Source organism: Methylomonas rhizoryzae, assembly GCF_008632455.1.
Taxonomy (GTDB): domain Bacteria; phylum Pseudomonadota; class Gammaproteobacteria; order Methylococcales; family Methylomonadaceae; genus Methylomonas; species Methylomonas rhizoryzae.
On sequence record NZ_CP043929.1, the window covers coordinates 3,654,781 to 3,680,670 of the forward strand.

The window sequence follows — 25,890 nt, forward strand, 5'->3', positions numbered from 1 at the left end:
TTATTTATTAATATCGCTCGCTGCCGCCTGCGCCTGTTTCGATGTCGGAAACAAGGTCAGCAGTTGTTCCTTGTAATGTTCTGCCGCCGATTGGTTGCCTAGCGCGCGTTCTATTTGAAACGCAAACCACAAGGTTTCCGCACTATGTTTAGCGACGGATTGATAACGCTCCAAAAATGCCCGAGCAGACATATATTGGCCGTTGTTGTAGCTCAGCTTCATCATTGCTTGCAACGCCGGGGAATATTCCGGGTTAGCCTGCAATGCGCGTCTAAGATAGCTTTCACCCTGCACCACATCGTTTTGCCCTAAATAGCAAATCCCGACATTGCTCAGCGCCAACCATGTACGCTGGTTCATAGGCGAATCCAACGCAACTTCCAATAACGCCATGCCTTCCGCCACCTGACCGCGCTCGCATAGCAACCTTCCGTAATTGTTTTTTATACTGTAGTTGTCCGGGTCCTCGCGAACGGCTGCTTGATAAAACTCTTCGGCGCGTTCGTAATTTTTCACCCGTTCGTAAAATATCGCGAGCGCATTCAGAATTTCCGGGTTATGTGAATCCAGACGGTAAGCGGCTTCCAATTTTTGTTCCGCAGTCTCCAGCATCCCCATTTCCATGTAACGCACCCCCATCTGCACATTCAAAGCGGCTTTTTCCGCAGAACTTAAATGCTCACTGTCACTAGGCAATAGCCCGCAGGCAGACAAGGCTCCGGCAACACAAATCGCAACCCAACGGGCCGCGAAAAGCTTATAAAACATGCGATTCAGCTTTGGCTACCGGCAATTTCAAATGCCGGCGGCTTTTATCTTGCACCTGCCCCACCAATTGGCCACAGGCCGCATCGATGTCCTCTCCTCTGGTTTTACGTACCGTCGTAACGATACCCGCGTTATGCAACAGGTCGCGGAATGCCAGAATGTCGTTCATAGACGAACAGCGGTATTGTGATTGGGGAAACGGATTGAAAGGAATCAAGTTAACTTTGGACGGTACGGTTTTCAATAGCTTTATCAAGGCTTTGGCATGTTGCAGGCTATCGTTAACGCCGTGCAGCATCACGTACTCGAACGTGATATGTTTGCGGGGGCCGTTTTGCGCGTAAGCGCGACAGGCGTCCATCAATTCGCCGAGCGGATACTTTTGATTGATAGGCACCAGTTGATCGCGCAATTCGTCGAAAGGCGCATGCAAAGACACGGCCATGCTGACGTCACAAACCTCGTTGAGGCGATTCATGGCTGGCACCACCCCTGAAGTGCTCACGGTAACGCGCCGCTTGGACAAGCCGTAGGCGAAATCGTCCATCATCAGATTCATCGCCGCGACCACGTTATCGAAATTCAATAAGGGCTCGCCCATGCCCATCATGACTACGTTGGTGATGCGCCGCTCCGACCCCAAACGCTGCTGCGCCAAGAACAATTGACCTATGATCTCCGCAGTGCTCAAGTTGCGGTTAAACCCTTGTTGCGCCGTAGAGCAAAAACTGCACGCCAACGCGCAGCCGACTTGCGACGACACGCACAAGGTTGCGCGGCGTTCTTCCGGAATAAACACCGTTTCGACCCGATTGCCGCAATGCATTTGCATCGCCCATTTGCACGTACCGTCCGTCGCCAGCTGCTCGACGACGATTTGCGGCGTGCGTATTACGCAATGCTCTTGCAGGTAAACGCGCAAAGATTTACTCAGGTTGGTCATTTGTTCAAAATCGACCACGCCTTCCTGGTAAATCCATTTCATCACCTGAGTGGCCCGAAACGGCTTCTCGCCCAAACCGGCAAAAAAGGCCTGCAGGCCTTTTCTGTCCAGATCGAGCAAGTTGATAGGCACCGTGTTAGCGGATGCGCTCACAAAGTTCATCGGCTGAGAAGAAATAGGCGATTTCTTGCGCGGCGGTGTCTTGGCCGTCGGAACCGTGAACCGCGTTTTCGTCGATGCTGACCGCGAAATCCGCTCTAATGGTGCCCGGCGCGGCTTCTTTCGGATTGGTCGCCCCCATCAGTTCGCGATTTTTCGCCACTGCGTTTTCGCCTTCCAACACTTGGGCGACGATAGGGCCGGAGATCATGAATTTGACCAAATCGTTAAAGAAAGGCCGCTCTTTGTGCACTGCATAAAAACCTTCCGCTTGCTCTTGGCTCAATTGCAGCATTTTGCACGCCACGATGCGCAGACCGTTTTTTTCGAAGCGGCTGATAATTTCCCCAATCACGTTTTTCGCTACCGCGTCCGGCTTGATGATTGAGAAAGTACGTTCGATAGCCATTGTCTAAAGCTCCAAATTTAATAAAAGAAAAAAGGGGGTAAACAGTTAGATGGATAAGGTGTCCACGCGGCGATTACCGCCGTATATCCAGTTGACCAGCATACGGGTGCCGGTGATAGCGGTAAACATCGAGGTCAAAATACCCAAAGACAACACCACGGCGAAACCTTTGACCGGCCCGGTACCTAGACCGAACAATAGCAAAGCGACCAGCAAGGTCGTAATGTTGGAGTCCAAAATAGTCGCGAACGCCTTTTCGTATCCGACGTAAATACTGGCTTGCGGGCTGTTGCCGTTTCTCAATTCCTCGCGGATGCGCTCGTTGATCAACACGTTGGCGTCCACAGCCATACCGACGGTCAATACGATGCCGGCCATGCCGGGCAGGGTTAAGGTCGCTTGTAATAGCGACAAAATGGCAATCAGCAACACCAAGTTGAATACCAGTGCAAAGTTGGCAATCAAACCGAACGTGCGGTAATACACAAACATGAACACGACCACCAACAGAAAACCGATGTTGATCGATAACATGCCCTGATCGATGTTTTCCTGACCCAAGCTAGGTCCGACGGTCCGCTCCTCGACGATCTCGACCGGCGCGGCCAATGCCCCGGCTCTCAGCAATAACGCCAAGTTGCGGGCTTCTTGGGCGCTCTCCAAACCGGTGGTCTGGAAACGCTTGCTGAAGGAATCGCGAATGGTCGCGACACTGATGACTTTTTCGACCTTTTCCTTGTGCTGAACTTTTTGTCCATCGACCACTCGGGTCTCGGATTTGTATTCGATAAATACCACCGCCATCGGCTTACCGATGTTTTCGGAGGTCAGCTTGCCCATTTTTTTGGCGCCGACGCCGTCCAACGTGATGAACACCGCCGGGTTACCATCTTGATCCAGGCCGGATGCCGCATCGGTAATTTGATCGCCGGTCACTATCACAGCGCGCTTCAATAAGACCGGTCCGCCGTTCTTGTCGTAATACAAACGACTACCTACCGGCACCCGGCCGTCGATAGCCGCTTTCAAGTCGTGTTCGACGTCGACCAATCGATATTCCAAGGTTGCGGTGGTACCCAACAATTCTTTGGCCCGCGCGGTATCCTGAACGCCGGGCAACTGCACGACGATACGGCTGTCGCCTTGTTGTTGAATGATAGGCTCCGCCACCCCAAGCTCGTTGACGCGATTGCGCAGGGTCGTGATGTTTTGTTCCAATGCCGATTTCCTGATGGCGCGAATTTCCTGCTCGGGCATGGTCAAACTGAATTCCATAGGCCCTGTTTCGGCCAAATCCAAATTACGAAAATCCTTGTTCAATACGGCCGCCGCCGCAACCCGGCTTTCTTCGTCCGGCAAAACCACTTTCAGGGTATCGCCTTCCTTGCTGACCGATTGGTAACGGACTTTAGCCTCGCGCAATGCACTACGAATGTCGTTGTTATAACGCTCGTCGGCTTGCTTGATCGCGGTATCCATATCCACTTCCAGCAGAAAATGCACCCCACCGCGCAAATCCAACCCCAGATACATAGGCTCGGCGCCCAAAGCACCTAGCCACGCCGGGGTAGCGGGAGCCAAATTCAGAGCTACCGTGACTTTGCCGGTCATCTTACCGCGCAGCAAATCGGCGGCTTTCAACTGCTGATCGGTGTCCGGAAAACGCACCAAGATTTTGCCGTCCTTAAAGTCCAAGGATTTGGTTTGCAATCCGGCCTCGACCAATGCCGCACGTACCGCGTCGGCTTGGCCCTGCTGTAACGGCGTCGCGGTATTGGATGCCAGTTGCACCGCCGGATCGTTGCCGAAAACATTAGGCAACGCGTAAAGCGTGCCGAACACCAAAACGGCTAACACCAGGATATTTTTCCAAAGCGGGAAATGATTTTGCATGATACGTCCATAACGGCAGCGCAAGCGGCGCTGCGGGTAAAGTTCAGGTTGGCGCCGCCGAGCGCGACGTCCTGTTTACGATTTCTTGTTTAAAGACTTATAAGTTCCTTTAGGCATCATGTTGGCGATAGCATGGCGCTGTACTTGAATGAAACTGTTTTCCGACACTTCCAGCTTGACGAAATTGTCGTCGACGTCCGCGACCTTACCCAAAATCCCGCCGGTAGTGACTACTTCGGCGCCTTTGCTTAAGGCCGCCAACATTTGTTTTTGTTCTTTGTTGCGTTTGGATTGCGGACGGATAAACAGGAAATAAAAGAAAACCAGAACACCCAACGGAAACAGCATGCCTTCGAAACCGGGTTGTTGTACGACTGGTGCGGTTTGGGCCACGGCGTCTGAGATAAAAAAGCTCATCGTTTTCCTCGTCTAATTATTATCGTTTCAACGTATAGATAATGGCGTTCGCCAAGTAGTCCACCATTATGCCACATTCGCGGCCATTAGCGCATATCAGGTTGATTTTGGAGTATTTATCCATTCGTCCGCCCTATATTCTCACCCAACCTAAGAGGCCGGCCGGCTGTTAAATCCGCGTTCCATGTCGTTTTATCCGCTCCGAACAGCACGATGATAGTGGAGCCCATATTGAAGCGACCCATTTCAGCGCCTTTTTCCAAACGCGGGGCGTCGGTTGCATATTGCCAAACTCTAGGCTTGGCGCTGCTTGGCGGAGTCACTACGCCGTGCCAAACCGTTTCGACGCTGGAAACGAAAATCGCCCCTACTAAGATCAGAGCCATGGGCCCCACCTCCGTATCGAAAACACAAACGACACGCTCGTTACGGGCAAACAAATTCGGCACCGAGGAAACCGTAGCATGGTTGACGCTGAATAGCCGCCCGGGCACATGCACCATTTCCGTTAAGGTTCCGGCCAAAGGCATATGCAAGCGATGATAGTCTCTGGGGGACAGGTAAATGGTCGCAAAACTCCCGTCGACGAAAGCTTCGGCCCGGCGAGCGTCACCGCCCAATAATTCCAGTGCCGTATAGCTGTGGCCCTTGGCCTGAAAGATGCGACCGTCCTGAATACGCCCGGCTTGGCTGACCACGCCGTCGGCCGGACAGGCGATGCTTTCGGCTGCACGACAGATCGGCCGCGCCCCGTCTTTCAACTCGCGGGTAAAAAACGCGTTGAAACTGGCGTAATGCTTCGGATCCGGATATTTGGCCTCGGCCATGTCGACATTGTATAAACGGATTACCGTGTTGATTAACCAATCCTTCCACGCCGGATGTTCGCAATGGGTCAATTTCGACATCAATAGGGATAGGGCGTGATGAGGCAGTAAATATTGCGGATAGACGGCCGCGAGAGTTTTAAGATTCATGAATTCCGTTCGGGGGTCTTGCCACTTAGAAAATAAGCGAATGCAATTACTTCAGCTACAGCGATATACAGCTCTTGAGGAATCTCGTCGCCGAGCGGAACGTGCGCCAAAATCCGCGCCAGCTCGGGCTCGTTTTGCAACGGAATGCCGTGCCGGTCGGCAATCGCCAGAATTTGTTGCGCAGTAAAACCTTCGCCTTTGGCCGTGACTTTCGGCGCGTTTTTGCCGTCGTATTGCAACGCAACGGCAATGTCGCTGTTAAAAAAGGTTCTACCGCTCATATTCGCCGAATACTACGGCAGTTGAACCAAAATCGGCGACTGCCAAGCCGGGTTGCGATGTTCGGCGATGACCGTCGTGTAAATGCCGCCTCTAACGTTGAATTCGGCACGCAAACGCATGAAGTTCGGCGCAATCGCGGCGACGATATGGTCCAGGATTTCATTGGTCACCGCCTCGTGAAACGCTCCGCGCTCTCGAAAGGTCCACATGTACAGCTTGAGCGATTTAAGTTCTACACAGAGTTTGTCGGGCACGTATTCCAAGATCAATTTTGCGAAATCGGGTTGTCCCGTCATAGGACATAAACAGGTAAATTCCGGAATATCGATACGAATGGTGAAGTCGCGCGCCGGTCTGGGATTTTCGAATGTACCCAGCTCTGAACTTGGTTTTGTACTCATGTGTTGTGGCTATTTGATGACAGTTTAAGCAAGAAACGGCAGCCGCCGTCATTATGAGTAGATTTTATCAGGTATGAACCGCATAAGTTGGAGCGAATGTTTGCTGTTCTTTGCCGTAATTGCGCTACAATCAGGCTCGCTCGAATCGCTAGCAACGTCATTCCACCGAATGGGAGGCTAATCATGGATATCAACACCAACTATTCCAAAACCAACCCGGTTTCCGCGCAATTAGCCACAGCCAATAAGACCCCGCAGCCGGTTAAAGCGGAACCACCCAAAAATCACACCAGCACCGATAGCGTGAGTCTATCCGATCAATCGTTAAAGCTGGCCAAAGCGGCAAATGGCCAAGAAAACAGTGCCGCCGACCAAATCGAAGACCGTAATCAAGCGAAAAACCTGACCGACAAAGTGGCTGACGAAATCCGTAGTCAACCCGGTCAAGCCCGGAACGCCGTCGGCAATCTAAATAGCAACAGCGTGGGGCTGTTGAATTGAGGTAAATGATCCGTCCCCGTTTCGGGGACGGGCATTGGCCGGCAACAGCGGCTTGCCGGCCGCCGAATCAGTAACGTGCCGCGCTTGAGGCGGGCACCGCTTCAATCACCTGCATAAAATCTTTGCAAAGCCAGCTCCAACGCGGAAAAATCCGCATGTTGCCGCCAGCAATCCGCTAACGTATCGATTCCCTCCTCGCGCAATTCACCGAAATCCACTGCTTGCCGTTTATGGCATCCGGCCCAGGCCAACAGCGCGTCGCAGGCTTGCGGTAAATCAAACATGCCGTGCAAATAGCTACCGGCGATTTGCCCGTCGTCGGAGATCGCCCCGTCCGGCCGATCACCCAGATCGAACAGCGGCCGCTCCAGTGCCGGGCCACCAGTCGTGCCCATGTGAATTTCGTAACCTGCGACCACCACGCGCTGCCCGGCGAAGGTGCCGGTTACTTGCCGCAGACATTTTTCGGTCTGCAGAGTCGTTTCCATATCCAACCAGCCTAAGCCCTGACTACTGCCCGGTTCGCCTTCCACCCCGGCCGGATCGTGAATTGCCTGACCCAACATTTGAAAACCGCCGCAAATACCCAGCAATTTACCGCCGTAACGTAAATGCCGGGCGATGAAATCGTCCCATCCTTGCTGTTTCAAATGTTGCAAGTCGCTACGCACCGACTTGCTGCCCGGCAGCACCAGCAAATCCGCACCCGCCACTTGCCTAGGCGCGCGGGCGAACTGCACCTGAACGCCCGGATGCAATTGCAAGGGGTCGAAGTCGGTGTGATTGCTGAAACTGGGCAACAGCGGCACGACGATTCGAAACGGCTGTTCAGTTGCATCACCTGGCGCGCGCCGATACGCCAATGCGTCCTCCGCCTCCAAAAATAAATCGTGCAGATAAGGCAGCACCGCCAACACCGGTTTACCGGTTTGCCGGGTAAGCCAATCCAACCCCGGTTGCAGCAAGCCAATATCGCCACGAAAACGGTTGATCACAAACCCTATCACCCGGCGGCGCTCGGTTTCGCTTAACAAGGCCAAGGTGCCGACAATGTGCGCGAACACGCCGCCCCGGTCTATATCGGCGATCAAAATCACCGGACAATCCGCCGCTTCGGCGAAGCCCATATTGGCGATGTCGTGGTCGCGTAAATTGATCTCGGCGGGACTGCCGGCACCTTCGACGATGACGCTTTGGTACTGCGCGGTCAATCGATGCCAGGATTGCAAAACCGCCGCCAACGCCTGTTGCTTGTAATCGTGATATTGTCCGGCGCTTTGATTGCTGTGCACCTTGCCGTGGATGATGACTTGCGCGCCCGTATCGCTATTGGGTTTCAGCAACACCGGGTTCATATCGCTGTGCGGCGCCAAGCCGCAAGCCGCCGCTTGCACGGCTTGCGCTCTGCCGATTTCTCCACCGTCGACAGTTACCGCGCTGTTAAGTGCCATGTTTTGCGGCTTAAATGGCGCGACGGCGACACCCAAGCGCCGATAGTAGCGGCACAACGCGGTAACTAAGGTACTTTTGCCGGCATCCGAGGTCGTGCCTTGCACCATCAAGGCTTTAGGAATCACCGGCCTCCCAAACATTTTCGTACACCATGTCCGACAGGGGTTTCGGACTCGCCCACTGTTCGCATTCCAGCATCGGCTTGGGGTAAAACTCGAGGACGTAACCAAGACATAAAATTGCTATGGGCTTACTGCCTTCCGGCATGGCTAACAATGTTGCCAATGCCGAAGGGTCGAACAGCGACACCCAGCCCATGCCCAGACCTTCCGCGCGCGCCGCCAACCATAAATTCTGTATCGCGCAAGCCGCCGAAGCCACATCCATCTCCGGCAAGGTACGCCGCCCGAACACGTGGGATTCTCGCCCCTGCGGCAATGCGGCCACCAATAACTCGCCGCATTCCAAAATGCCTTCTACTTTTAAGCGCAGAAACTCGTCGCGACGTTGCCGCAACGCCTCAGCGGTAAGCTGGCGTTCGCGTTCGACCAGGGCGTGAATCCGCCTGCGCAATTGCTCATCGGTAATGCGGATGAATCGCCAGGGCTGCATCAAACCGACACTACCGGCCTGATGCGCGGCTTGCAGTATGCGCGCCAACAACTGCGGCTCGATCGGGTCCGACAGGAAATGCCGCATATCACGGCGCTCGGCGATAGCCCGGTACACGCCGGCGATTTCCCTATCGTCGAATCGGTGCTTGTTTACCACAAGGCAACCGCTAACAACGCCGCGGTTTCCACCAGCTCGACCGCCGCACCGTAAACGTCGCCGGTTGCTCCACCCAAGCGTTCCATCGTCGCATAACGTACCCACAACAATATGCCGCCGGCAACCAGCACGTTCGCCCAGCCGAGAAACATGCCGGCAAAAAACAGCGACACCACCACAACCCAACGCGCTTCGTAAGTCGGTAAATGTTCCAACAATTTTTCCGCCAAGCCTTGGGGGCTGCAATAGGGCGTGGACAGCATCAACAATAAAATCGCCGTTCTGCCCAACACCGGCACCAGCATCAGTACGATTAAATTGTGCTGCAACATCAATACCCAAATTGCACACCATTTCAGCAACAGCACCATCACCAACACGACCACGGCAATCGCGCCGACGGCCGAATCTTTCATGATGCGCAGACTGCGTTCCTTATCCCCCAAACCGCCTACCCAAGCGTCGGCACAATCGGCCAAACCGTCCAAATGCAAACCGCCGGTCAACAACACCCAAACCATCAACACCAATGCAGCGGCAGCCGGCTCGGCACCGACAGCGGTCGAAGCCAGCGCGACGACGTTCAGCAACACGCCGATCAACAAGCCCACCAAAGGGTAATACAGCGCGCTACGGCCTAATGCCGGCCCCGAGGCCGACACGCGATAGCGGACCGGAATACGGGTTAAAAATTGAATGGCTAGCAGGAAATAATCCATAACCGGGGAAAGAAAATAAAGACTTTAGAAAAACGAGAACTGTAATCGCACATTATCGAAATCGTAGTGTATGCCTGATTCGGTTTATTTCAACTGCCGGCCTTTAGCATCCTTGCGAATGTGGCCGGTAAAAATCAACACGCCCTCGATAAAACCCCAAACAAAACCGAAACCGCCGAACATGACCGTCACGGCAATCTGCGTGACACCCAAGCCCCAAAAGCCCAAATAAAAACGATGTAAGCCGAAGCCGCCGCCGATGATACCTAACAAAGCGGCAATCAAATGATTTTTAACCGGTTTCACCTGGGTTAAATAAGCCCCTACCGGGCCGATTTCCGTAACCTCGCCGTTTTCATGGTCGAAATCCACATCGTCGCCGACCCGCGGCGCTTCTTGCGACGTCCAGTGGTCGATATGAAATTCGTAAAACCTATCTTCGTGTTTAACGACTCCTGTTTGGCAGCGTTCGTCGTAACTTTCTATATGCCCAAGCATTGTTATTATCCCGTTGTTATATTTGCTTGTGTAAACGTGGCCATTTCGCCGTGCAGCCGACACGCCATTTGTAAAACCGGCACCGCCGCCAACGCGCCGCTAGCCTCCCCCAACCGCATCCCCAGGTCCAAAATCGGCTCTGCGGATAACGCATTCAATACCGTGTGATGGCCTTTTTCCGCCGAGCGGTGGCCGTAGAAAAACCAATCCTTGCAGACCGGTTGAATAGTCGCCGCCGACAAGGCCGCCACGCTGCTGATAAAGCCGTCGACCATCACCGGCAAACGTGCCGACGCGGCCTCCAGATAAGCCGCCGTCAGTGCGGCGATCTCGAAGCCGCCCACGCACCGCAATACCTGCCAAGCATCGGTTAACGCCGGCCGGTGCAAAACCAACGCGTGTTCGATGACCTGGGCTTTATGCCGAATTTGCGCCGAGCTCAAGCCGGTGCCCGCACCGGTGATTTCAGCAGCCGGTAAATTCAACAAGGCAGCGGCGATAGCGCTGGCGCTAGCGGTATTGGCAATGCCCATTTCCCCGCCGACGAAAAGCTGCGCCCGATGCGCCAGCGCGCGGCCTACCGCGTCCCGGCCGGCTTGCAAGGCCACTTGCAATTGCGCTTCGCTCATGGCCGGTTCCACCTTAAAGTTTCGAGTGCCGCACCCGGCCCGGCAGGCAAGCACCTGCGGCAGATCTACCGGCTCCAACAAACCCACGTCCACCACCTCGAATCCGGCCGCCAGGTAACGCGATAATGCGTTGACCGCCGCCCCGCCGGCGGCGAAGTTTTTGACCATTTGCGCGGTCACCGCTTGCGGAAACGCCGAAACGCCTTCCGCGGCAATGCCGTGATCGGCGGCAAACACACTGACCCGGATGTTGTCGAAGCCGGGTTTATCGGTGTTTTGCATGGCTGCCGCACGCACGGCCAAGGCTTCCAGCTTGCCCAATGAACCGGCAGGCTTGGTCAATTGATTTTGTCTGTCTTGGGCGCGCTGCAAGCCGCTGGCCTCGACAGGCGCGATAATCTGACTATAGCCGTACATTTTACTTGAGCCTTTGCGGCAACCCGGCTGCCACCCAAGTCACCCGGCTGCAAACGGCCGCCAATTCCTGGTGCAGGAAACCGGCTTCGTCCACAAATCTGCGGCTCATCGCATCCGCAGCCACGATACCCATGCCGACCTCGTTGCTGACTAAAATCACGGCGGATTCGCACTCGCGCGCGCACTGCAACAAAGCGGCCTTTTCGTGCCGATAATGCTGGTCTTGCACATTGCCGTCACGATCGAACAGAGCATTGCACAACCATAAGGTCAAACAATCGACCAGCACCAGCGTTGCGGCATCGGCATGGCGGCGAATCGCTTCAGCCAGCGCCAAAGGTTCCTCGACGGTAAGCCAGGCCGGATCGCGGCCGGCTCTATGTTTGTCGATACGGCTTCGCATTTCGGCGTCACCGGCCTCGGCGGTGGCGACATATACCACGTTTAAACCGCTGGCCGCGGCTTGCCGTTCCGCATAACGGCTCTTACCGGAACGAGCGCCGCCCAACACCAGCTCAATCATCTTGCAATCTGACCGCCAACACGTCGCATTTAGCGTGGTGCAACACGCCGTTGGCGGTCGAACCTAACAATAAGGCCAAACCATGGCGACCGTGCGAACCGACGACGATCAAATCGACCGCATTTTCCTCGGCGACCCGCACGATCTCCAATTTCGGGCTGCCCAATTCCAGCCATTGCCGCTCGGCCGGCACCTCCAATTCGGTAGCTAGCGCGTTCAGCCGGGCTTTTGCCGCATCCATCCATTCCTGGGTCATGTCCACATCGAAAGGTATCGGCCCGTAAGCGGCATCGGTCACCGGCAGGTTTTCCACCACGTGCACGATGCAAAGTTCCGCCTGATTTTGCAGAGCCAACTGTCGTGCTTTTTCCGTCACCGCTTTACCGTGATCGGAGAAGTCCACCGCCAATAACACGCGTTTATATAAATTCATAAATACCTCATTGCGTAGCGCCTGAAATTTCCGGAAACAATGCCGTCATGATTTGCGACGACAGCATCATGTATAGCAAGGCCAGCCCCAATCCGAAAAACAACGATCTGTCCAAAGCATGACGAATGATATGTCCGCTGGCCAACCAGTGCCACAACACTAAACCCAGCATCGAAAAATAGGCCAAATTGTTGGCGTGCGTATTCAAGGTGGCGACGGCCGGCAAGGCGCAGAAACTGATCACGCTATCCACGCCTAACATCGCCGCGAAGGTTTGCGGAAAGCGGGCCGGCTTACCCGAAAAAAACAGCAAGGGCCAGCAAAAACCGGCGATTAACAGAAAATCCACGCCAATTTGCAACACCGCGCCGGCCGTTGCGCCATTTAACAATAAAACCAAATAGTTAATCGCTATATAAACCGGTATCACTAGTTTCAACACCAGCGGCGAGGCCGGAACGTCTTGCGGCCCTAGCCGAAAAATGGCGATTTGAAAGAACAGTTGCGCCAACTCGTACATGTGTCACTCCGCTTGCGATAAATTTTCCTCTGCCGTCATCCAATCCAGTTCCGCTTGTTCCAGCGCGCTGTCGACTTGGTTCTTTCGGCTGAGCAATTGTTTTAATTTTTCTTTATTCTCGTCGCTGTACAGCGCGGGTTCGGCCAATTCCACTTCCAAAGATTGTTGTTCCCGGTGGTATTTTTCCACGGCGGCTTCGGCTTTTTTAACCGCATCCGTCAAAGGTTTCAAACGTTGCCGCCGCTCGGCGTCCTGCTTGCGTTGGTCTTTGCGCGACACGGGATTGTCGCTGCTGCCGTCTGCCTGTTCCGGTGTCGGCGCACTGCGTTTTTGTTCGGCTAACCACTGTTTGTAGTCGTCCAAATCGCCGTCGAAAGGCGTCAGTTTACCGTTGGCTACCAGAAGCAGCGTATCGGTTACCGAACGCAGCAAATGCCTGTCGTGCGATACCACCAACAATGCGCCTTCATAGTCCTGCAAAGCGACCGTCAAGGCATGGCGCATCTCCAAATCCAGATGGTTGGTCGGCTCGTCCAACAGCAGCAGATTGGGATTCTGATAAACCAACATCGCCAGCACCAAGCGGGCTTTTTCTCCACCCGAAAACGGCCCGACCGGATCGTTGACCTTATCGCCGCGAAAATCGAATCCGCCTAAAAAATTGCGCAAATCCTTTTCGGTCGCCTGTTTATCCAATTGCTGCAAATGCCATAATGGAGTTTGGTCCAAGCGCAGCAATTCCAATTGATGTTGGGCGAAATAACCGATGTTCAGATCCTGCGCAATAAGCAGTTGCCCGGACAACGGCGGCATTTGCCCTGACAGCACCTTGATCAAGCTGGATTTGCCCGCACCGTTCGGCCCCAACAAGCCTATGCGGTCGCCCGGCGAAATCGACAAGCCGGCGTTGTCGATGACCACTTTTCCGGGATAACCGATTGCCGCTTGCTCCAGTTTCAACAAAGGATTCGGCATTTTTCGCGGCGGCGGAAACGCAAAGTTGAACGGCGAATCGACGTGGGCCTGGGCGATCAACTCCATGCGCTCCAACGCCTTGATGCGGCTTTGCGCCTGCCTGGCTTTGGTTGCCTTGGCCCGGAACCGGTCGACAAAGCTTTGCATGTGGGCGATTTCTCGTTGCTGTTTTTCGAACGCCGCTTGTTGTTGCGCCAATTTTTCCGCCCGCATCCGCTCGAAAGCCGAATAATTGCCGGTATAAATGTCCGCTCGGTTCTGCTCGATATGAATGATGTGGTCGGTAATCGCATCCAAAAAATCGCGGTCGTGGGAAATCAGCAGCAAGGTACCGGGATATTTGACCAACCAATCCTGCAAAAACATCACCGCATCCAAATCCAAATGGTTGGTCGGCTCGTCCAACAGCAAAACGTCGGATCGGCACATCAGGGCTTGCGCCAAATTCAAACGCATCCGCCAACCGCCGGAGAACGAGCTGACCGGCCTAGCTTCCTGCTCGGTGCAAAAGCCCAAGCCGTTCAGCAAACGCGAAGCGCGGGCTTGCGCGCTATAGCCGTCGGCCTGTTCCAATGCAACGTGCAATTCGGCCACGCGTATGCCGTCGTGTGCCTGCTCGGCTTCGTCGAGCTGCCGCTGCAGACGGCGTAATTCACGATCGCCGTCCAACACATAATCGATAGCCGAAACCGGCAGCGCCGGCGTTTCTTGCGCCACGTGGGCTATTTCCAAATTGGGCGGCATGGAAAACTCACCGGCGTCGGCCTGCAATTCATGCCGCAGTAGCGCGAAAAAACTGGATTTTCCGGCGCCGTTTGCCCCGGTCAAACCGACTTTTTGGCCGCTATGAATGGTAAATGACGCGCCATCGAACAGTAAACGGCTACCCCGGCGAATGGCGATGTTTTTGAAATTGAGCATTTGAACGGTGTCTAATAACAAATGAGGCAAAAAAGCCCGACAGATTTTATCGTGTGAACGGCAAGCTAACGAAGGAATTTGCGCTACACCGCCAAACCATTGCCGCCTAAGCAGGCCAAAACGCTACGCCGTCGCTTCAGTTGCCTTCTGCCCTGTTTACTCGGCTGCTCGCTCGCGCCATACCTGTTCTGCAAAAACAGGTATTCGACACAAACAACCCAGTCATTTCGGATTCAGGCATTTTGCCAATGATTGAAGTAAAATTAAGGGCTGCCTTGCTTACGGCGCGGATCGAAAAAGCGATTTAAGCAAACCCTTGTAACAAGGGCATCGCCCAAGCCGTTTTTATGCTTTTCCGGAGCTAGCAAAGCTTACCGCTCAGTCTTGTTTCGTCAGTTATCTATCACTTCGCATTACAGCTTCCAGCGCGTCCAGGGTGCTTAACCCGATTACGTTATGGCAAAGGCGCAGGGACAGTGTCGACAGCGAATCGTATTACTGGGATTTTCCGTCGCACCGTACCTAAGAGGTTCTTTTGAGTTTATCTTGTTACCAAACCGTCGATCGCGAGCAACTTGCCAAAGACATCAAACAACTCTATCGACAAGCCCAGACCGACACGGGGCCTGAAGATTTCCGCCACATGAAGAGGATGGAACGCTGGGGCCAGGCCTGTTCGCTACTCGGCTACGCCACGGCCTGGATTGCACCGAATCCGCTATCGGCGCTGTTGATCAGCCAGGGCAGTTTTGCCCGCTGGACCCAGGTGGCGCATCCGATCCAGCATCGCGGCTACGACAAAATCAAGCAAGCCGAGCCGCGCTATAAAAGCAAGGGCTTTGCCAAGGGTTGGCGCCGATTTGTAGACTGGCCGGACTGGATGACGCCGGCTGGCTGGCACCACGAACACGACGTTCTGCACCACTACCGCTTGGGCGAAACCGCCGATCCCAATAACGCTCAACACAATATGGAATGGCTGCGCCAATCCGGCTTGCCGATGTGGCTGCGGTACGCCATTGTTGCGCTGTTTTCCGGGGTTTGGAAGCTGAGCTATTACACGCCGCGTACCCACAAGGAATTGCGTCTGGAACAAGCCCGCCATCAGCATCAACCGGCCCCGAAGATGACCCGGCTAGGCGCCTGGAGCCTGTTCACCTCGCAAGGTCGCGGCCTGTGGCTGCAAAGCGTATTGCCTTACACGGCGTATCGCTTCCTGTTGCTACCGGCGCTGTTTCTACCGCTAGGCACGGTGGCCGCTACCAGCGTATTGCTGAATTCCCTCCTGGCGGAAGTGCTCACCAACATGCATACCTTTCTGGTGATGATCCCCAACCACGCCGGCGACGACGTCATGGGCTTCGACGAAAAAGCGCACTGCAAAGGCGAGTTCTATCTGCGGCAAATTCTGGGTTCGGTCAATTACCCGACCGGTTCCAACGCCAACGATTTTCTATACGGCTGGCTGAACTACCAGATCGAGCACCACCTGTGGCCGGATCTGCCCTTAAGCCAATATCAAAAGCTGCAACCGCAGGTCAAAGCCCTGTGTGCCCGTCACGGCATCCCCTATTGCCAGGATTCGGTATTCAAACGCTTGTTAAAGGCGGTGGACATCATGGTCGGCAAGACCTCGATGCTGAAACCGGCGCAGGCGCAGGCTTGACCTTCTCCGGTTAATCAAAGCCATGGCCTCGCTGTTATCGGGCAGACCTTGTCAGGCTGTTATGGGCACATGGCTTTTATCCACGGCAGCGAACGCTTGATCGGACGCCGGCATACGCTGTTGAAATCGTAGCAATTTGACGATCGATTGGCATACTGTGCTTGATTAGGGCTTTAATCCTGAGGTAACGGCTAAAACCTCCGGACCAAACAAAAGTACCAATGACATTTAGCCAGCAGATGGGTGCAAAGAGTTTACGGACCGCACCGATCACGAACGATGCGGCGCACGTCGTTTAACGCATCCTACCGGACTAGCCCCGGGTTATAGGTCATAGATTTTCAAACCAAGCCGTATCAATGCTGACGCGCTCGACGAGTTGGGTTTTGACCCCTAGCGCCAACTCTTTAAGTTTCTCTGCAAGTTCGTCGCCATCGACAAGATCAATTGGCGGCGCACCGTCTCGTGTAGCTTCTTTTACAGCAGCGGGAGTGAAAGAACCCGTTGTAATAAACAAGCCCTTATCAGCACGCCCAACCATCGCGCCACGAAAATCACGAACCTCTCCGGCGGCAACAGAGCCCTTGTAACGCTTGCACTGGAAGAGAACGTGAAAGCTCATAAAACCGTGGATACGAGCAATGCCCTTCCCGTCAATTCCACCATCGCCCGTGCGGCCTGTTACTTCAACATGAATAAACCCAGACTCTCGCAAGATGCGCTGAACCAGCCGCTCAAAACCAGCAGGGTCCAGCTTTTGAGTAAGAACGGCTGAGAGCTGGTCTTTCCACCTTTCTTCTTCGGACAATTCCCGGGCGGTTTCGTCAGGCGGTCGCTTTTTCGGGGCATCCTTTTTGTCGAGAGCGCGAACAAAGCGGACAACCTCTGCGGAATCTAAGGCTTCAAGAGTCTTTGCTTTTTCAGTTAGCGACCAGACACCACGACTTGAGTTTTCAAGCAATCCGTACTTCCTAAGGTACGTTCTTGCCCAAGCAAGTCGATATCCAACTTCCGTTTGGCTGCTTTTTTCGGGGTCGTGAAGTTGTGCCAGGATTTCCTCCGGCAGTCCAGTAATCTCCACGGTCTTAGCGTAAATCTCTTCAATAGCTCCTGAACCACCGAGCTTCCGCAGCGCCTCCAGAAGCGGGTTCATCAGATCGTCAAATGTTGGGAGCGAAGTCATAGGCATAGTGTTGTCAATGGTGACGTATAACGCCAAGTTAAGCGGTGTACAAAGCGGGGTGTCTGTGTTGAACGCCTTCTTATGTGTGAATTTACAAGCCGCTGTCGATGGCTGACTTAACGATAGGCGCCACTGTAGCCAAGCCAATTCCACGAGTTAAGCAGTATTTCGACTGTGCAGCCAAACCGATAACTGCTTTTGGCCCTTGCTGGCGTTGCAGCCGCAGCAACACAGGGCAATATTCTCTCGGGTAACAATTTTGGCATCGTTGATTATGTGCTCCCAACTAGCCGCCGACCTCCGAGACACCTTAGCTGGCGTGAACACGACACCGCAATAGACACACGCCTTGTTTCTTTCACGTACTTCGTTTTCGAGCCAGTCAGGAATATTCCATTTATTGGCCATGCTAGGACTCGCCAAATTAACGGATAAGGAATTAGATCGTTTCCGTATATGTACCGATAAATACTGCTCGAAACGATATCCCATTGATCGGCATATTGGTACCTTTTCTGTATGTCATCGGCGGTCAGCGGATGTGACCGGTAACATCAAATCGCAGCCATTGAATCACTTCGAGCGCCGGGCCGCAACGGGGTCGATTTCTCCACGCTTCCGCCGCAGCGCCAAACTATCCATCGTTTTTGTTTGTAGCGCGTAAAAACGAGATGATCGTTGACTTGGATTCCAACGGGTTTTGCCTGCGCCAATTAATATTTCGGCTCAGGCAAATTCAATCCCAAAAGCAAAGGGCGCTTATTTTCCGGCGGAACTCGGCCGAACGGGCATCGCTTCCGCAGGAGCAGCGGGGGCAGCAGCGGCAATCGAGCCGAAGGCGATTTTATTACCGATCAGTTTTTCCACTTGCCGTAAGGCACTGCGTTCATCGGCGGAAACCAGGGAAACGGCAAGGCCGCTCAGCCCCGCCCTGCCGGTGCGGCCGATGCGGTGCACATAGTCGGCCGAGGAGCGCGGTAGTTCGAAATTGACCACGTGCGGCAGCTTGGCGATGTCGATGCCGCGTGCCGCCACATCGGTGGCAACCAATACCCGAATGTCTCCGGCCTTGAAATCGGCCAAGGCGCTGGTGCGAGCTCCCTGGCTTTTATTGCCGTGAATGGCCTTGGCACTGATCTGCACGGCGTTCAATTTCTCGGTCAAGCGGTTGGCATTATGCTTGGTGCTGGTAAAAACCAACACTTGCCGCCAGTCGTTACTTTTAATCAAATGTGCCAAAACTCCAGCTTTAGCGGGTTTTTCCACGGCGTAGGCAATTTGTTCGACACTGTCGGCGGCGGCGTTTTCAGCCGCGATTTCGACTTGCAGCGGATTGCGCAGCAAGGTTTGCGCCAGTTGGCGAATCTCGCCGGAAAAGGTGGCGGAGAACAACAGGTTCTGCCGGGTCTTAGGCAACAAGGCTAATATTTTGTTGATGTCGCGGATGAAACCCATGTCCAACATGCGGTCCGCCTCATCCAACACCAATATTTCAACCTGATTCAGCTTGACGGCATTCTGGCCGACCAGATCGAGCAAGCGGCCTGGCGTCGCGGTCAGGATGTCGACGCCACCGCGCAAACGCAGCATCTGCGGATTGATTTTGACCCCGCCGAACACAACGTCCGATTTCAGCCGCGGTTGTTGATGGACGCCGTACTTGACGACCGACTCGGCTACTTGCGCCGCCAATTCGCGGGTTGGCGTCAATATCAGCGCCCTGACCGGCCGATTGCGGCCGGTACCGGGATTGGTCGTCAGACGTTGCAAAATAGGTAAAGTAAAGCTGGCGGTTTTGCCGGTGCCGGTTTGTGCGGCGGCGAGCAGATCGCGACCGGATAACACCAGCGGGATAGCCTGTTGCTGGATCGGTGTTGGCGTACTGTAACCGGCTTCGCTAATGGCTCGCAACAAAGTCTCGGACAGACCGAGGGTGGAAAATGACATGAAAATCTCGATATTCGGGAGCGAAATCCCGATCAATGAAAGTTAGTCCCTAACGGGGATAACCGATAACCGGACGGCCTAATTCGCCTAATGTCCGGCATCGGACAACTGTTGCAGCAAATATCGCCTTAGCCTATCGACGTTTGCCTTGCTTGCCGGTGGCGTTTTCAAAACTGACTCTGAGCATGTTGCCGCCAAATTTGACGCCGCTCAGCTTAGCAATAGCAACTCTGGCTTCGTGGCCTTCCATGCCAATGTAACCAAAGCCACGGCATTTGCCGCTGAACATATCGATGACGAGTTCGATGGAATGCACTTTGCCGAATTCCGAGAACAAGGCGGCGACGCTGGCTTCGGTCGCATCGCTAGGCAAGTTGCCGACAAATATTCTTTTCAAAATGTGTCCTGAGTGAGTGAAAAGGCGGTAGAAACGCTAACGTATTTAGCCAAACCCAAGTCTTGATAACAACAAAGACGATCAATTGGGTTAACTAAACGCAACGAACCACAATAATGGGCTAGGACAACCAAGCCGATACCGTCATGCTTTTGCAAAGCCGGTAATGATCGCTATGAAAGTCTTGACGAATGCGACGGTCCGGTCGCGGTATAGAAATCGCTTTCACAAAGCCATCGCACATCTTCCAGAGGCTTGCCTTGACCATGAGCGCAAGCAAAAAGATAACGCTCAAACTCTGTTGGTTTTTATCGCTACGAAACGCTTTGCGTTTAGCGACAGGTTGCGAGTAAATCTACTCGGCAACCTGTAGAAATAGAAAAGGATCCGTTAAATCACTTTGACATTTTCAGCCTGCAAGCCTTTAGGGCCGCGGCCAATGCTGAATTCGACCCTTTGGTTTTCTTCCAGGGTTTTGTAACCGCCGGAATTCACGATGCTTCTGAAGTGAACGAAAACATCCGGGCCGGATTGTTGTTGAATAAAGCCGAAGCCTTTATCGGAGTTGAACCATTTAACGGTGCCGGTCGTAACTGTAGACATAAGTAAGTCCTTGAAAAATAAAAAACGCGCCTAAAAGGCAAATGTAGCCGGTAAAATTGGAACTTACTTTATGAAATCAGAACGAGTTACAGCTTCGAGGGAAGTGGCGTCGAAATGGGAATCAGCGGGGTAAATCTTAATTTTTAGAGCTTCTCTCAGTATGGTAGACCGATGACTGTATGTCAAGCTATATTTTCATCCTCGCACAAATTGGCGGAAAAATTGCACTGCTCGCGTTATTCGCGCACGCTCCGTTACCCCCGACCGCACCGCCGGTTGCGATGCGTCGGTTAATCCCAACACGACTGCGGTTAAATTGTCCTGATTGGGGTTGCCTTTAGCCAAAGCGGCATCACATAGAGCTTGCGCCGCTCGCATCGGTTCTGCGCCCAGGCAGGCGATGATCTCGTCGGACGTCAAAACGCCATCTATTCCGTCCGTGCACAGCAAAACGCAATCGCCAGGCAATAACGGCAAGCCGGTGCTACCCGTATCGACCAAAGGCAGAGGCTCCAAGCCTAAAAAACTTTCCAGAGAATATCGCTCCGGATGAAATTCCGCCTCGCGTTGACTGATGATCCCGGCATCCGCTTGCTTTTGTAGGGTTCTGGCGAAGTGGTGATCGATAGTCAACAAGCCCAGACGCCGATCCCGGCATAAATATAAATGACTATCGCCTACCGAGCGCCAATACAATCTGTTGTTCCACACCGCTGCAGCAACCACCGTCGTCCCCATCCAAGCCAAACAGTGCTTCTGTTCCGCAACCCGGCAAACGGCTTGATTCGCAGCACTCAAGGCCTCGTCCAAAGCTTGCGAGATACTTTGCTCTGCGGGTTTGGCGGCGTACTGTTGTAAAAATGCGGAAACCGCCAATTGCGCGGCTTCCCGTCCGTGCAATAAACCGCCAATGCCGTCCGCCACGACAGCCAAATAACCACCGTGCGGCGTGAATGTCGTATCCGCAAAATCGGACAAACCGAATGCGTCTTGTTGATAACGCCGCAGCCCGATGTGGCTTGAATTGCCGGGCACGACGCAACCTAGTTCAAAATCGGACACGTGATACGTAGCTCTGTTCGTCCCAACAGCAATAAGTCTCCGTTGCGTAACGGATATTCGTTACGAATCGGCACCCCGTTGATTGAAGTTCCGTTGGTGGAATTCAAGTCGCGCAGGGTTAATTTGCCTGCAGCCCACTGAATCGAGGCATGCCGTGCGGAAATTTCCGCATCGCCGTCGATCAGCCAATCGCTTGCCCCCACACCACGCCCTAAAACCGCCGAATCCTGTAATTGAAAGCGATAGACCTTGCCCGGCTCCGCTCCGGTCACTACCGTTAACAATATGCTTACTCCTTCGGGTAAAACAGCCTCGGGCTTAGCTTTAGGCGAAATCCGAGGCTCGATGGCGACATCTTTGTCATGAGGTAGATATCCTGGGTAAGCCAAACGCTGCCGATACAGCCAAACCACACCGCCCAAAAACACGCCCAAACCGATCGCAAACAGCATAGGCGAGCGGCTTTTGGGTTTAGCCCCGCTCTCGCCCTCACTTCCAGGCGCGGCCGGCTTGGGCAACAGCCGAATTTGCAAGCCCTGGTTCAGGGTGCGCTCTCCGTCGCTCCAGGACACGTCGAGGTGCTGTATTTGCCCGTCGGGTATGCAAGAACGGCATTCCAAGCGCAAGCGGTAAGCGTGTTCGATATGTCGATGCTGGGTCGTATATGCGGTATCCAATTGCGCCGAACCGGCTTGCATAAAATGGCCGCCGGATTGGCGCGAAAGAGTAGCCAGTACCTTTAGGCCTTCGCGCCCCCGTTCGCTGACCGGTTGAGACGCAAAACCGATGGCATAAATGGGAATTTGCGATTCACCGTTCTGCTGCAAGACCTCGTCCACTGTGGCGCCGTTTAAGCTGTCGTCGATGCCGTCGCTGAGCACGACAATCGACCGACGCTCCGGCATACCGACTTGTTGCTGTCGCCCTAGCGCTATCGCCTGCAGCAATCCCTCGTAAAGACTGGTTTCCATATCGGTAGTCGCCAGCAAGTTCACGGCGTTATTTAATTTGGACCGGTCATTGGTAAATTCCAAACTGCGATTGACGCGGTGCCCGAAAGTTAAGATGGCCGCCCGATCGTCTTCCCCCATGTCAAGAAACCATTGATGCAGGGATCGCTTGATTTGGACCAGTTGGCGACTGCCGATCGACTTGGAAATGTCGACCAGAAAAATGTAACCCACGCCTTGTCCTGTGCTGGCCGCGGTTTCCACCGAAATCACCTGGAGCGAATTTTCGCCGAAGCTAGCCGTAAATTGCTCGCTCACGACTGCGTTTTGCGCCGGCACATGCAGCCAGACATCGATCACCGGGAATTTCGCTACCGCTTGCACCAAATGAAACGCTTCATTTTCCTGAGCTTGGACGCAACTGAAAAGCAAGCCCAAGCACCACACCCACAGCCAACGCATAACTCAGTCCTCGCGATTTTCCCAGCCGAATCGTTCCCCGCACAACGGGATGAACAGCAACGCGGTTTGCCCCAATTCGATACGATCGTATGCATTCAGAGGCATGGGTACGTCCACTTCGTTGCCGTTCAAATAAGTCATCCCCCTCCCGTCGCCGGGAGCGATTCGAAACGTACCGGCCCGCGGGTTGAAACTCACGTAGGCGTGGTTTTCGCGCGAAATCGCTTCATCGCCTTGAATACAAATCGCCATTCCGGCGCCGCGACCGATGCTGTTTCGCTCACTTCTGATGCGATAATCGCGGCCTTTTTCCGGCCCCTCAACACACACCAACCAGCCGACTACCGGATCGATACCGATATTTTTCCGCACCATTGCGACGGTCACGCCAATATCGGCTACCGAATTCGCCTGTCCGCGCACTTGGGTGACTTCATGATCGATCCGTGCGGAGGCCGATTGGCTTACTTGAGTTTGAACGCCTAAATCCGCCACGCCGCAGGTCGGACAGCGGCTGTGCTGGCTTGCATCGTAATAATGTCCGTATTCGCAACGCATAAGCTTCATAATCGCCTCACACTCTTTGCTCTGATGAGCGAAAAGATAGACCGCAATCCGGGTTAATGCCGAATTTCGCAATCCATGGTCGCCCCCCATTCGGCACATAAACTGCGTAAATGATCGTTTTGTTCCGGCATGGAATTTTGGGACGAAGCGGAACTGTGATGTTTTTGCCGGCGTTCCTGCTCCTCGAAGCGCCGTAATGCGGCTTCTTGCCGACTCTTTAAATTTTCCGCCGCTATCCGCTCTTGCTCGCGCAGGCTTTTCCAGTCCGTTTGTTGCCGTTGATCATCCGATTCGTGCTTTACCTGCGAAATTTCCCGCGCCGGATCGTTTACGTCATGGCCTTTTTCCAAAGTCTCGCGCTGATCTACGAATGCGGATTTAAACAGCAACACGCCTATCAGCACCGCCACGACCCAAAATAGACGATGAGTATGCCGGGTTTGCACAACCGCATCCTTGTCCGATTGCTTGGACAATAAAGTCGCGGCGGCTTGCGGCAACGCTCTATTTTCGAGTTGACGTTGAAATCGCTCGACGCTTTGCTGCCTTTGCGCAGGATCTGCTGCCAATGCCGTAGCCAGAGCGACTACCGCAAGCGAGGGAAGTTGCGCAGTGACAGCGGCCGGCAACGCAGCGTTCGCCTGTGCTTCAGATAGGCCGGGCGTGTTGCCGGTCAGACAGAAATACATACAGGCCGCTAAGCTATACACGTCCGTCCAGGGCCCTAACGGATAACCTCCATTGCTTTGTTCGAGCGCGGCAAAACCGGGTTTGACCAGCCGGATTGCTGCTTCATTCGCCATATCGTCACTCGACTCACTGATACGGGCGGCGCCGAAATCCAATAACTTAACCCGCCCGTCGTTACACAAATAAATATTGTCCGGGGCAATGTCCAAATGCAGGAAACCGCTAGCATGAACCGCACGTACTGCATCCAGCACATGAGTAAAGAGTTCCTGGGTTTTTGACCAACCCAGCGGGCCAACTCGCTGCAGATAGTGCTTTAACGTTTCGCCGGCTACGTATTCCATCACCATGTAACCGGTACCCAACGCCGAAAAATAGGTCAATACCGACACTATGCCTTGATGTTGCCGAAATTTGGCTAATACGCGCGCTTCGTCCAAGAATGCTTTTAATCCCGCCGCATAGTGATCCGCTACGTCATTTTGTGCAGGACCTACACATCCGGTAGCAATATCCCGCTTAGCCCAAGATTTTGGAAAATACTCTTTAATGGCAACATGAATTTGCAAATGCTCATCTACACCCAGATAGGTGATGCCAAAACCGCCCTGACCCAGCACATTCGTTACCGAATAAGGCGATTTGATCAGTGTGCCTTGCGGCAAGCCGATCGAGGACTGCTCTTGGAGCGTATCCCCCCAGCCGCAATACGGACAAGGATAAGCATGGTTTAACGGCGAAAAACAGGCTGGGCAGCGCATTAGTGTTGTTTAAGACTTAACCACCGCCGGACGAGGGATACTACGCGTCAGGTTACTTGGCGACATTAGCCATGCTTTCGGCCATTTCCTTTAGTAGGGCGATCTCCGCTTGAATTTGGCCAAGCGCCTGTTGGCCGTGTACCGCTTGCAAGCCCAATTCGCTCCACAATTCGTCCGCAAAAGGCTGTTGGGCGGCATCGCCTATGCCGATTTGCCCCAACAAAAAGTCGTTCAAGTAAATGAGCAAATTCAGTCGATAATTGTCGCCGCGATAATACGGATTATGGTGATGGTAAACAATGTCGGTCAGTACCCGCGGCATCCCCCAGGTATTCATTAACCAAGCGCCCAATTGCGCATGATTTACCCCAAACGCGAAAGTTTCCAAATTGTAAATATTAGCGGCCGGATTAATCGCAATTAAGCTCTGCAAATGCGCGAATTCTTCCGGAAACTGGTGGCCGAACAACGGAAAACCGATATTATGAATTAAACCGGCGATAAACACTTCGTCGCGGTTAGGCTGTAACTCTACCGGCATGCGCTCGATCAGCAATTTCATTAAGCGGGTACTGGCTAAAGCATGCATCCAAAATGCACGCGTGCCGATCACACCCTCTTGAGGGGCTTTCAACGGCGCCAATACCGCCAATCCCAAAGCCAAGTCGAAGACAAAATTAAACCCCAACACGCGGATGATGGCGTTTCTGACCGAGTCAACCTTACCGCGGTATCCGTATAAAGCCGAACTGGCCCAGCGCACTACTTGCGCGGTCAGCATCGGATCCATTTCTATAATTTCGGTCAATTTGTCGACATCGGCCTCCGGATCGGAGATCAAGTCGATAATCCTCGCTGCAGTACCCGGCAAGGGCGGCAATGCGCGAATATTAGCAATCGATTCGCGCATGTCCAAAGGCGGCATGAAGCCGTTGGCACCGGAGTCAATCGCATCGAGGGTCCAATTGATCAGCGAAGCTTGCATGCATTCCGC

28 protein-coding genes are annotated in these 25,890 nt (G+C 53.8%); 2 read left to right on the top strand and 26 right to left on the bottom strand.

Annotated elements, in window-relative coordinates; translation table 11 throughout:
• From pilW to queF, 8 genes are all read right to left on the bottom strand, one after another.
• Entirely contained in the window at positions 1-768 is a 768-nt protein-coding gene (gene pilW, locus F1E05_RS16250) for a type IV pilus biogenesis/stability protein PilW (RefSeq protein ID WP_150050291.1), read from the bottom strand.
• Entirely contained in the window at positions 758-1,873 is a 1,116-nt protein-coding gene (rlmN, locus tag F1E05_RS16255; protein ID WP_150050293.1) for a 23S rRNA (adenine(2503)-C(2))-methyltransferase RlmN, read from the bottom strand. The genes pilW and rlmN overlap by 11 nt, the downstream gene beginning before the upstream one ends.
• Positions 1,848-2,279 carry a nucleoside-diphosphate kinase gene (ndk, locus tag F1E05_RS16260; protein WP_150050295.1) on the bottom strand — a complete coding sequence of 144 codons (432 nt, stop codon included), beginning with the start codon at positions 2,277-2,279 and terminating at the stop codon, positions 1,848-1,850. Before ndk ends, rlmN begins: the two co-directional genes overlap by 26 nt.
• Before the next feature lie 45 nt (positions 2,280-2,324).
• Entirely contained in the window at positions 2,325-4,172 is a 1,848-nt protein-coding gene (gene secD / locus F1E05_RS16265; RefSeq protein WP_150050297.1) for a protein translocase subunit SecD, read from the bottom strand.
• 75 nt (positions 4,173-4,247) lie between these two features.
• Positions 4,248-4,589 (bottom strand): preprotein translocase subunit YajC, encoded by a 342-nt coding sequence (gene yajC, locus F1E05_RS16270; RefSeq protein WP_150050299.1) that lies wholly within the window; start codon positions 4,587-4,589, stop codon positions 4,248-4,250.
• Between the two features lie 116 nt (positions 4,590-4,705).
• The gene (asd, locus tag F1E05_RS16275) at positions 4,706-5,566 is read right to left on the bottom strand and encodes an archaetidylserine decarboxylase (protein ID WP_150050301.1); all 861 of its coding nucleotides are present in this window, start codon (positions 5,564-5,566) and stop codon (positions 4,706-4,708) included.
• Positions 5,563-5,847 carry an EscU/YscU/HrcU family type III secretion system export apparatus switch protein gene (locus F1E05_RS16280; protein WP_150050303.1) on the bottom strand — a complete coding sequence of 95 codons (285 nt, stop codon included), beginning with the start codon at positions 5,845-5,847 and terminating at the stop codon, positions 5,563-5,565. Before F1E05_RS16280 ends, asd begins: the two co-directional genes overlap by 4 nt.
• 12 nt (positions 5,848-5,859) lie before the next feature.
• On the bottom strand, positions 5,860-6,249 hold the full coding sequence (gene queF, locus F1E05_RS16285) for a preQ(1) synthase (protein ID WP_150050305.1): 390 nt from the start codon (positions 6,247-6,249) through the stop codon (positions 5,860-5,862).
• 183 nt (positions 6,250-6,432) lie between these two features.
• Between queF and F1E05_RS16290 the strand changes: the two genes are divergently transcribed.
• Positions 6,433-6,750, top strand: coding sequence for a hypothetical protein (locus F1E05_RS16290; RefSeq protein WP_150050307.1), 318 nt, complete (start codon positions 6,433-6,435; stop codon positions 6,748-6,750).
• A 101-nt stretch (positions 6,751-6,851) separates the two neighbouring features.
• Here the strand turns inward: F1E05_RS16290 and F1E05_RS16295 are convergent, their stop codons facing one another.
• From F1E05_RS16295 to F1E05_RS16335, 9 genes are all read right to left on the bottom strand, one after another.
• A complete protein-coding gene (locus F1E05_RS16295; protein ID WP_197737385.1) occupies positions 6,852-8,342 on the bottom strand; it encodes a cobyric acid synthase in 1,491 nt (496 codons plus the stop codon).
• Positions 8,317-8,973 (bottom strand): 5,6-dimethylbenzimidazole synthase, encoded by a 657-nt coding sequence (gene bluB, locus F1E05_RS16300; RefSeq protein ID WP_150050309.1) that lies wholly within the window; start codon positions 8,971-8,973, stop codon positions 8,317-8,319. The genes F1E05_RS16295 and bluB overlap by 26 nt, the downstream gene beginning before the upstream one ends.
• Positions 8,967-9,692, bottom strand: a complete 726-nt coding sequence (locus F1E05_RS16305; protein ID WP_150050311.1) for an adenosylcobinamide-GDP ribazoletransferase — start codon at positions 9,690-9,692, stop codon at positions 8,967-8,969. Before F1E05_RS16305 ends, bluB begins: the two co-directional genes overlap by 7 nt.
• Positions 9,693-9,776: 84 nt before the next feature.
• Positions 9,777-10,190: an NINE protein gene (locus F1E05_RS16310; protein WP_150050313.1), complete on the bottom strand. Its 414-nt coding sequence runs from the start codon at positions 10,188-10,190 to the stop codon at positions 9,777-9,779.
• Between the two features lie 5 nt (positions 10,191-10,195).
• Positions 10,196-11,236: a nicotinate-nucleotide--dimethylbenzimidazole phosphoribosyltransferase gene (gene cobT, locus F1E05_RS16315; RefSeq protein ID WP_150050315.1), complete on the bottom strand. Its 1,041-nt coding sequence runs from the start codon at positions 11,234-11,236 to the stop codon at positions 10,196-10,198.
• Position 11,237: 1 nt separating this feature from the next.
• The gene (cobU, locus tag F1E05_RS16320; protein ID WP_150050317.1) at positions 11,238-11,759 is read right to left on the bottom strand and encodes a bifunctional adenosylcobinamide kinase/adenosylcobinamide-phosphate guanylyltransferase; all 522 of its coding nucleotides are present in this window, start codon (positions 11,757-11,759) and stop codon (positions 11,238-11,240) included.
• Positions 11,752-12,192, bottom strand: a complete 441-nt coding sequence (locus tag F1E05_RS16325; RefSeq protein ID WP_150050319.1) for a universal stress protein — start codon at positions 12,190-12,192, stop codon at positions 11,752-11,754. Before F1E05_RS16325 ends, cobU begins: the two co-directional genes overlap by 8 nt.
• 7 nt (positions 12,193-12,199) lie before the next feature.
• A complete protein-coding gene (locus F1E05_RS16330) occupies positions 12,200-12,712 on the bottom strand; it encodes a hypothetical protein (protein WP_150050321.1) in 513 nt (170 codons plus the stop codon).
• Positions 12,713-12,715: 3 nt separating this feature from the next.
• Complete coding sequence (locus tag F1E05_RS16335; protein WP_150050323.1) at positions 12,716-14,608, bottom strand: ATP-binding cassette domain-containing protein; 1,893 nt, start codon at positions 14,606-14,608, stop codon at positions 12,716-12,718.
• A gap of 535 nt (positions 14,609-15,143) precedes the next feature.
• Here F1E05_RS16335 and F1E05_RS16340 point away from each other — a divergent pair.
• The gene (locus F1E05_RS16340; RefSeq protein WP_150050325.1) at positions 15,144-16,274 is read left to right on the top strand and encodes a fatty acid desaturase family protein; all 1,131 of its coding nucleotides are present in this window, start codon (positions 15,144-15,146) and stop codon (positions 16,272-16,274) included.
• A gap of 331 nt (positions 16,275-16,605) precedes the next feature.
• Here F1E05_RS16340 and F1E05_RS16345 read toward each other — a convergent pair whose 3' ends face one another.
• The 9 genes from F1E05_RS16345 to F1E05_RS16390 form a co-directional block, all read right to left on the bottom strand.
• Positions 16,606-17,457: a restriction endonuclease gene (locus F1E05_RS16345; protein ID WP_150050327.1), complete on the bottom strand. Its 852-nt coding sequence runs from the start codon at positions 17,455-17,457 to the stop codon at positions 16,606-16,608.
• 759 nt (positions 17,458-18,216) lie between these two features.
• Complete coding sequence (locus F1E05_RS16355) at positions 18,217-19,404, bottom strand: DEAD/DEAH box helicase (protein WP_150050329.1); 1,188 nt, start codon at positions 19,402-19,404, stop codon at positions 18,217-18,219.
• 133 nt (positions 19,405-19,537) lie between these two features.
• Entirely contained in the window at positions 19,538-19,801 is a 264-nt protein-coding gene (locus F1E05_RS16360; RefSeq protein ID WP_150050331.1) for an RNA recognition motif domain-containing protein, read from the bottom strand.
• Positions 19,802-20,191: 390 nt separating this feature from the next.
• A complete protein-coding gene (locus F1E05_RS16365) occupies positions 20,192-20,404 on the bottom strand; it encodes a cold-shock protein (protein ID WP_150050333.1) in 213 nt (70 codons plus the stop codon).
• Positions 20,405-20,599: 195 nt separating this feature from the next.
• On the bottom strand, positions 20,600-21,466 hold the full coding sequence (locus F1E05_RS16370) for a PP2C family protein-serine/threonine phosphatase (RefSeq protein WP_232056683.1): 867 nt from the start codon (positions 21,464-21,466) through the stop codon (positions 20,600-20,602).
• The gene (locus tag F1E05_RS16375; protein ID WP_150050337.1) at positions 21,448-22,878 is read right to left on the bottom strand and encodes an FHA domain-containing protein; all 1,431 of its coding nucleotides are present in this window, start codon (positions 22,876-22,878) and stop codon (positions 21,448-21,450) included. The genes F1E05_RS16370 and F1E05_RS16375 overlap by 19 nt, the downstream gene beginning before the upstream one ends.
• A 3-nt stretch (positions 22,879-22,881) precedes the next feature.
• On the bottom strand, positions 22,882-23,445 hold the full coding sequence (locus F1E05_RS16380; protein WP_150050339.1) for an FHA domain-containing protein: 564 nt from the start codon (positions 23,443-23,445) through the stop codon (positions 22,882-22,884).
• 53 nt (positions 23,446-23,498) lie between these two features.
• Positions 23,499-24,896 (bottom strand): serine/threonine protein kinase, encoded by a 1,398-nt coding sequence (locus F1E05_RS16385; protein ID WP_150050341.1) that lies wholly within the window; start codon positions 24,894-24,896, stop codon positions 23,499-23,501.
• Positions 24,897-24,948: 52 nt separating this feature from the next.
• On the bottom strand, positions 24,949-25,881 hold the full coding sequence (locus F1E05_RS16390) for an HDOD domain-containing protein (protein WP_150050343.1): 933 nt from the start codon (positions 25,879-25,881) through the stop codon (positions 24,949-24,951).
• Between the last annotated feature and the right edge of the window lie 9 nt (positions 25,882-25,890).

Excerpts from the sequence above, each read along its gene's own strand:
- pilW (WP_150050291.1), bottom strand. The coding sequence starts at position 768 with ATGTTTTATAAGCTTTTCGCGGCCCGTTGGGTTGCGATTTGTGTTGCC.
- queF (WP_150050305.1), bottom strand. The coding sequence starts at position 6,249 with ATGAGTACAAAACCAAGTTCAGAGCTGGGTACATTCGAAAATCCCAGA.
- F1E05_RS16365 (WP_150050333.1), bottom strand. The coding sequence starts at position 20,404 with ATGTCTACAGTTACGACCGGCACCGTTAAATGGTTCAACTCCGATAAA.
- rlmN (WP_150050293.1), bottom strand. The coding sequence starts at position 1,873 with ATGAACTTTGTGAGCGCATCCGCTAACACGGTGCCTATCAACTTGCTC.
- F1E05_RS16280 (WP_150050303.1), bottom strand. The coding sequence starts at position 5,847 with ATGAGCGGTAGAACCTTTTTTAACAGCGACATTGCCGTTGCGTTGCAA.
- cobU (WP_150050317.1), bottom strand. The coding sequence starts at position 11,759 with ATGATTGAGCTGGTGTTGGGCGGCGCTCGTTCCGGTAAGAGCCGTTAT.
- ndk (WP_150050295.1), bottom strand. The coding sequence starts at position 2,279 with ATGGCTATCGAACGTACTTTCTCAATCATCAAGCCGGACGCGGTAGCG.
- F1E05_RS16355 (WP_150050329.1), bottom strand. The coding sequence starts at position 19,404 with ATGTCATTTTCCACCCTCGGTCTGTCCGAGACTTTGTTGCGAGCCATT.
- F1E05_RS16345 (WP_150050327.1), bottom strand. The coding sequence starts at position 17,457 with ATGACTTCGCTCCCAACATTTGACGATCTGATGAACCCGCTTCTGGAG.
- F1E05_RS16305 (WP_150050311.1), bottom strand. The coding sequence starts at position 9,692 with ATGGATTATTTCCTGCTAGCCATTCAATTTTTAACCCGTATTCCGGTC.
- F1E05_RS16330 (WP_150050321.1), bottom strand. The coding sequence starts at position 12,712 with ATGTACGAGTTGGCGCAACTGTTCTTTCAAATCGCCATTTTTCGGCTA.
- F1E05_RS16375 (WP_150050337.1), bottom strand. The coding sequence starts at position 22,878 with ATGCGTTGGCTGTGGGTGTGGTGCTTGGGCTTGCTTTTCAGTTGCGTC.
- F1E05_RS16295 (WP_197737385.1), bottom strand. The coding sequence starts at position 8,342 with ATGTTTGGGAGGCCGGTGATTCCTAAAGCCTTGATGGTGCAAGGCACG.
- F1E05_RS16335 (WP_150050323.1), bottom strand. The coding sequence starts at position 14,608 with ATGCTCAATTTCAAAAACATCGCCATTCGCCGGGGTAGCCGTTTACTG.
- secD (WP_150050297.1), bottom strand. The coding sequence starts at position 4,172 with ATGCAAAATCATTTCCCGCTTTGGAAAAATATCCTGGTGTTAGCCGTT.
- F1E05_RS16380 (WP_150050339.1), bottom strand. The coding sequence starts at position 23,445 with ATGAAGCTTATGCGTTGCGAATACGGACATTATTACGATGCAAGCCAG.
- F1E05_RS16390 (WP_150050343.1), bottom strand. The coding sequence starts at position 25,881 with ATGCAAGCTTCGCTGATCAATTGGACCCTCGATGCGATTGACTCCGGT.
- F1E05_RS16290 (WP_150050307.1), top strand. The coding sequence starts at position 6,433 with ATGGATATCAACACCAACTATTCCAAAACCAACCCGGTTTCCGCGCAA.
- F1E05_RS16385 (WP_150050341.1), bottom strand. The coding sequence starts at position 24,896 with ATGCGCTGCCCAGCCTGTTTTTCGCCGTTAAACCATGCTTATCCTTGT.
- yajC (WP_150050299.1), bottom strand. The coding sequence starts at position 4,589 with ATGAGCTTTTTTATCTCAGACGCCGTGGCCCAAACCGCACCAGTCGTA.
- F1E05_RS16310 (WP_150050313.1), bottom strand. The coding sequence starts at position 10,190 with ATGCTTGGGCATATAGAAAGTTACGACGAACGCTGCCAAACAGGAGTC.
- asd (WP_150050301.1), bottom strand. The coding sequence starts at position 5,566 with ATGAATCTTAAAACTCTCGCGGCCGTCTATCCGCAATATTTACTGCCT.
- cobT (WP_150050315.1), bottom strand. The coding sequence starts at position 11,236 with ATGTACGGCTATAGTCAGATTATCGCGCCTGTCGAGGCCAGCGGCTTG.
- F1E05_RS16325 (WP_150050319.1), bottom strand. The coding sequence starts at position 12,192 with ATGAATTTATATAAACGCGTGTTATTGGCGGTGGACTTCTCCGATCAC.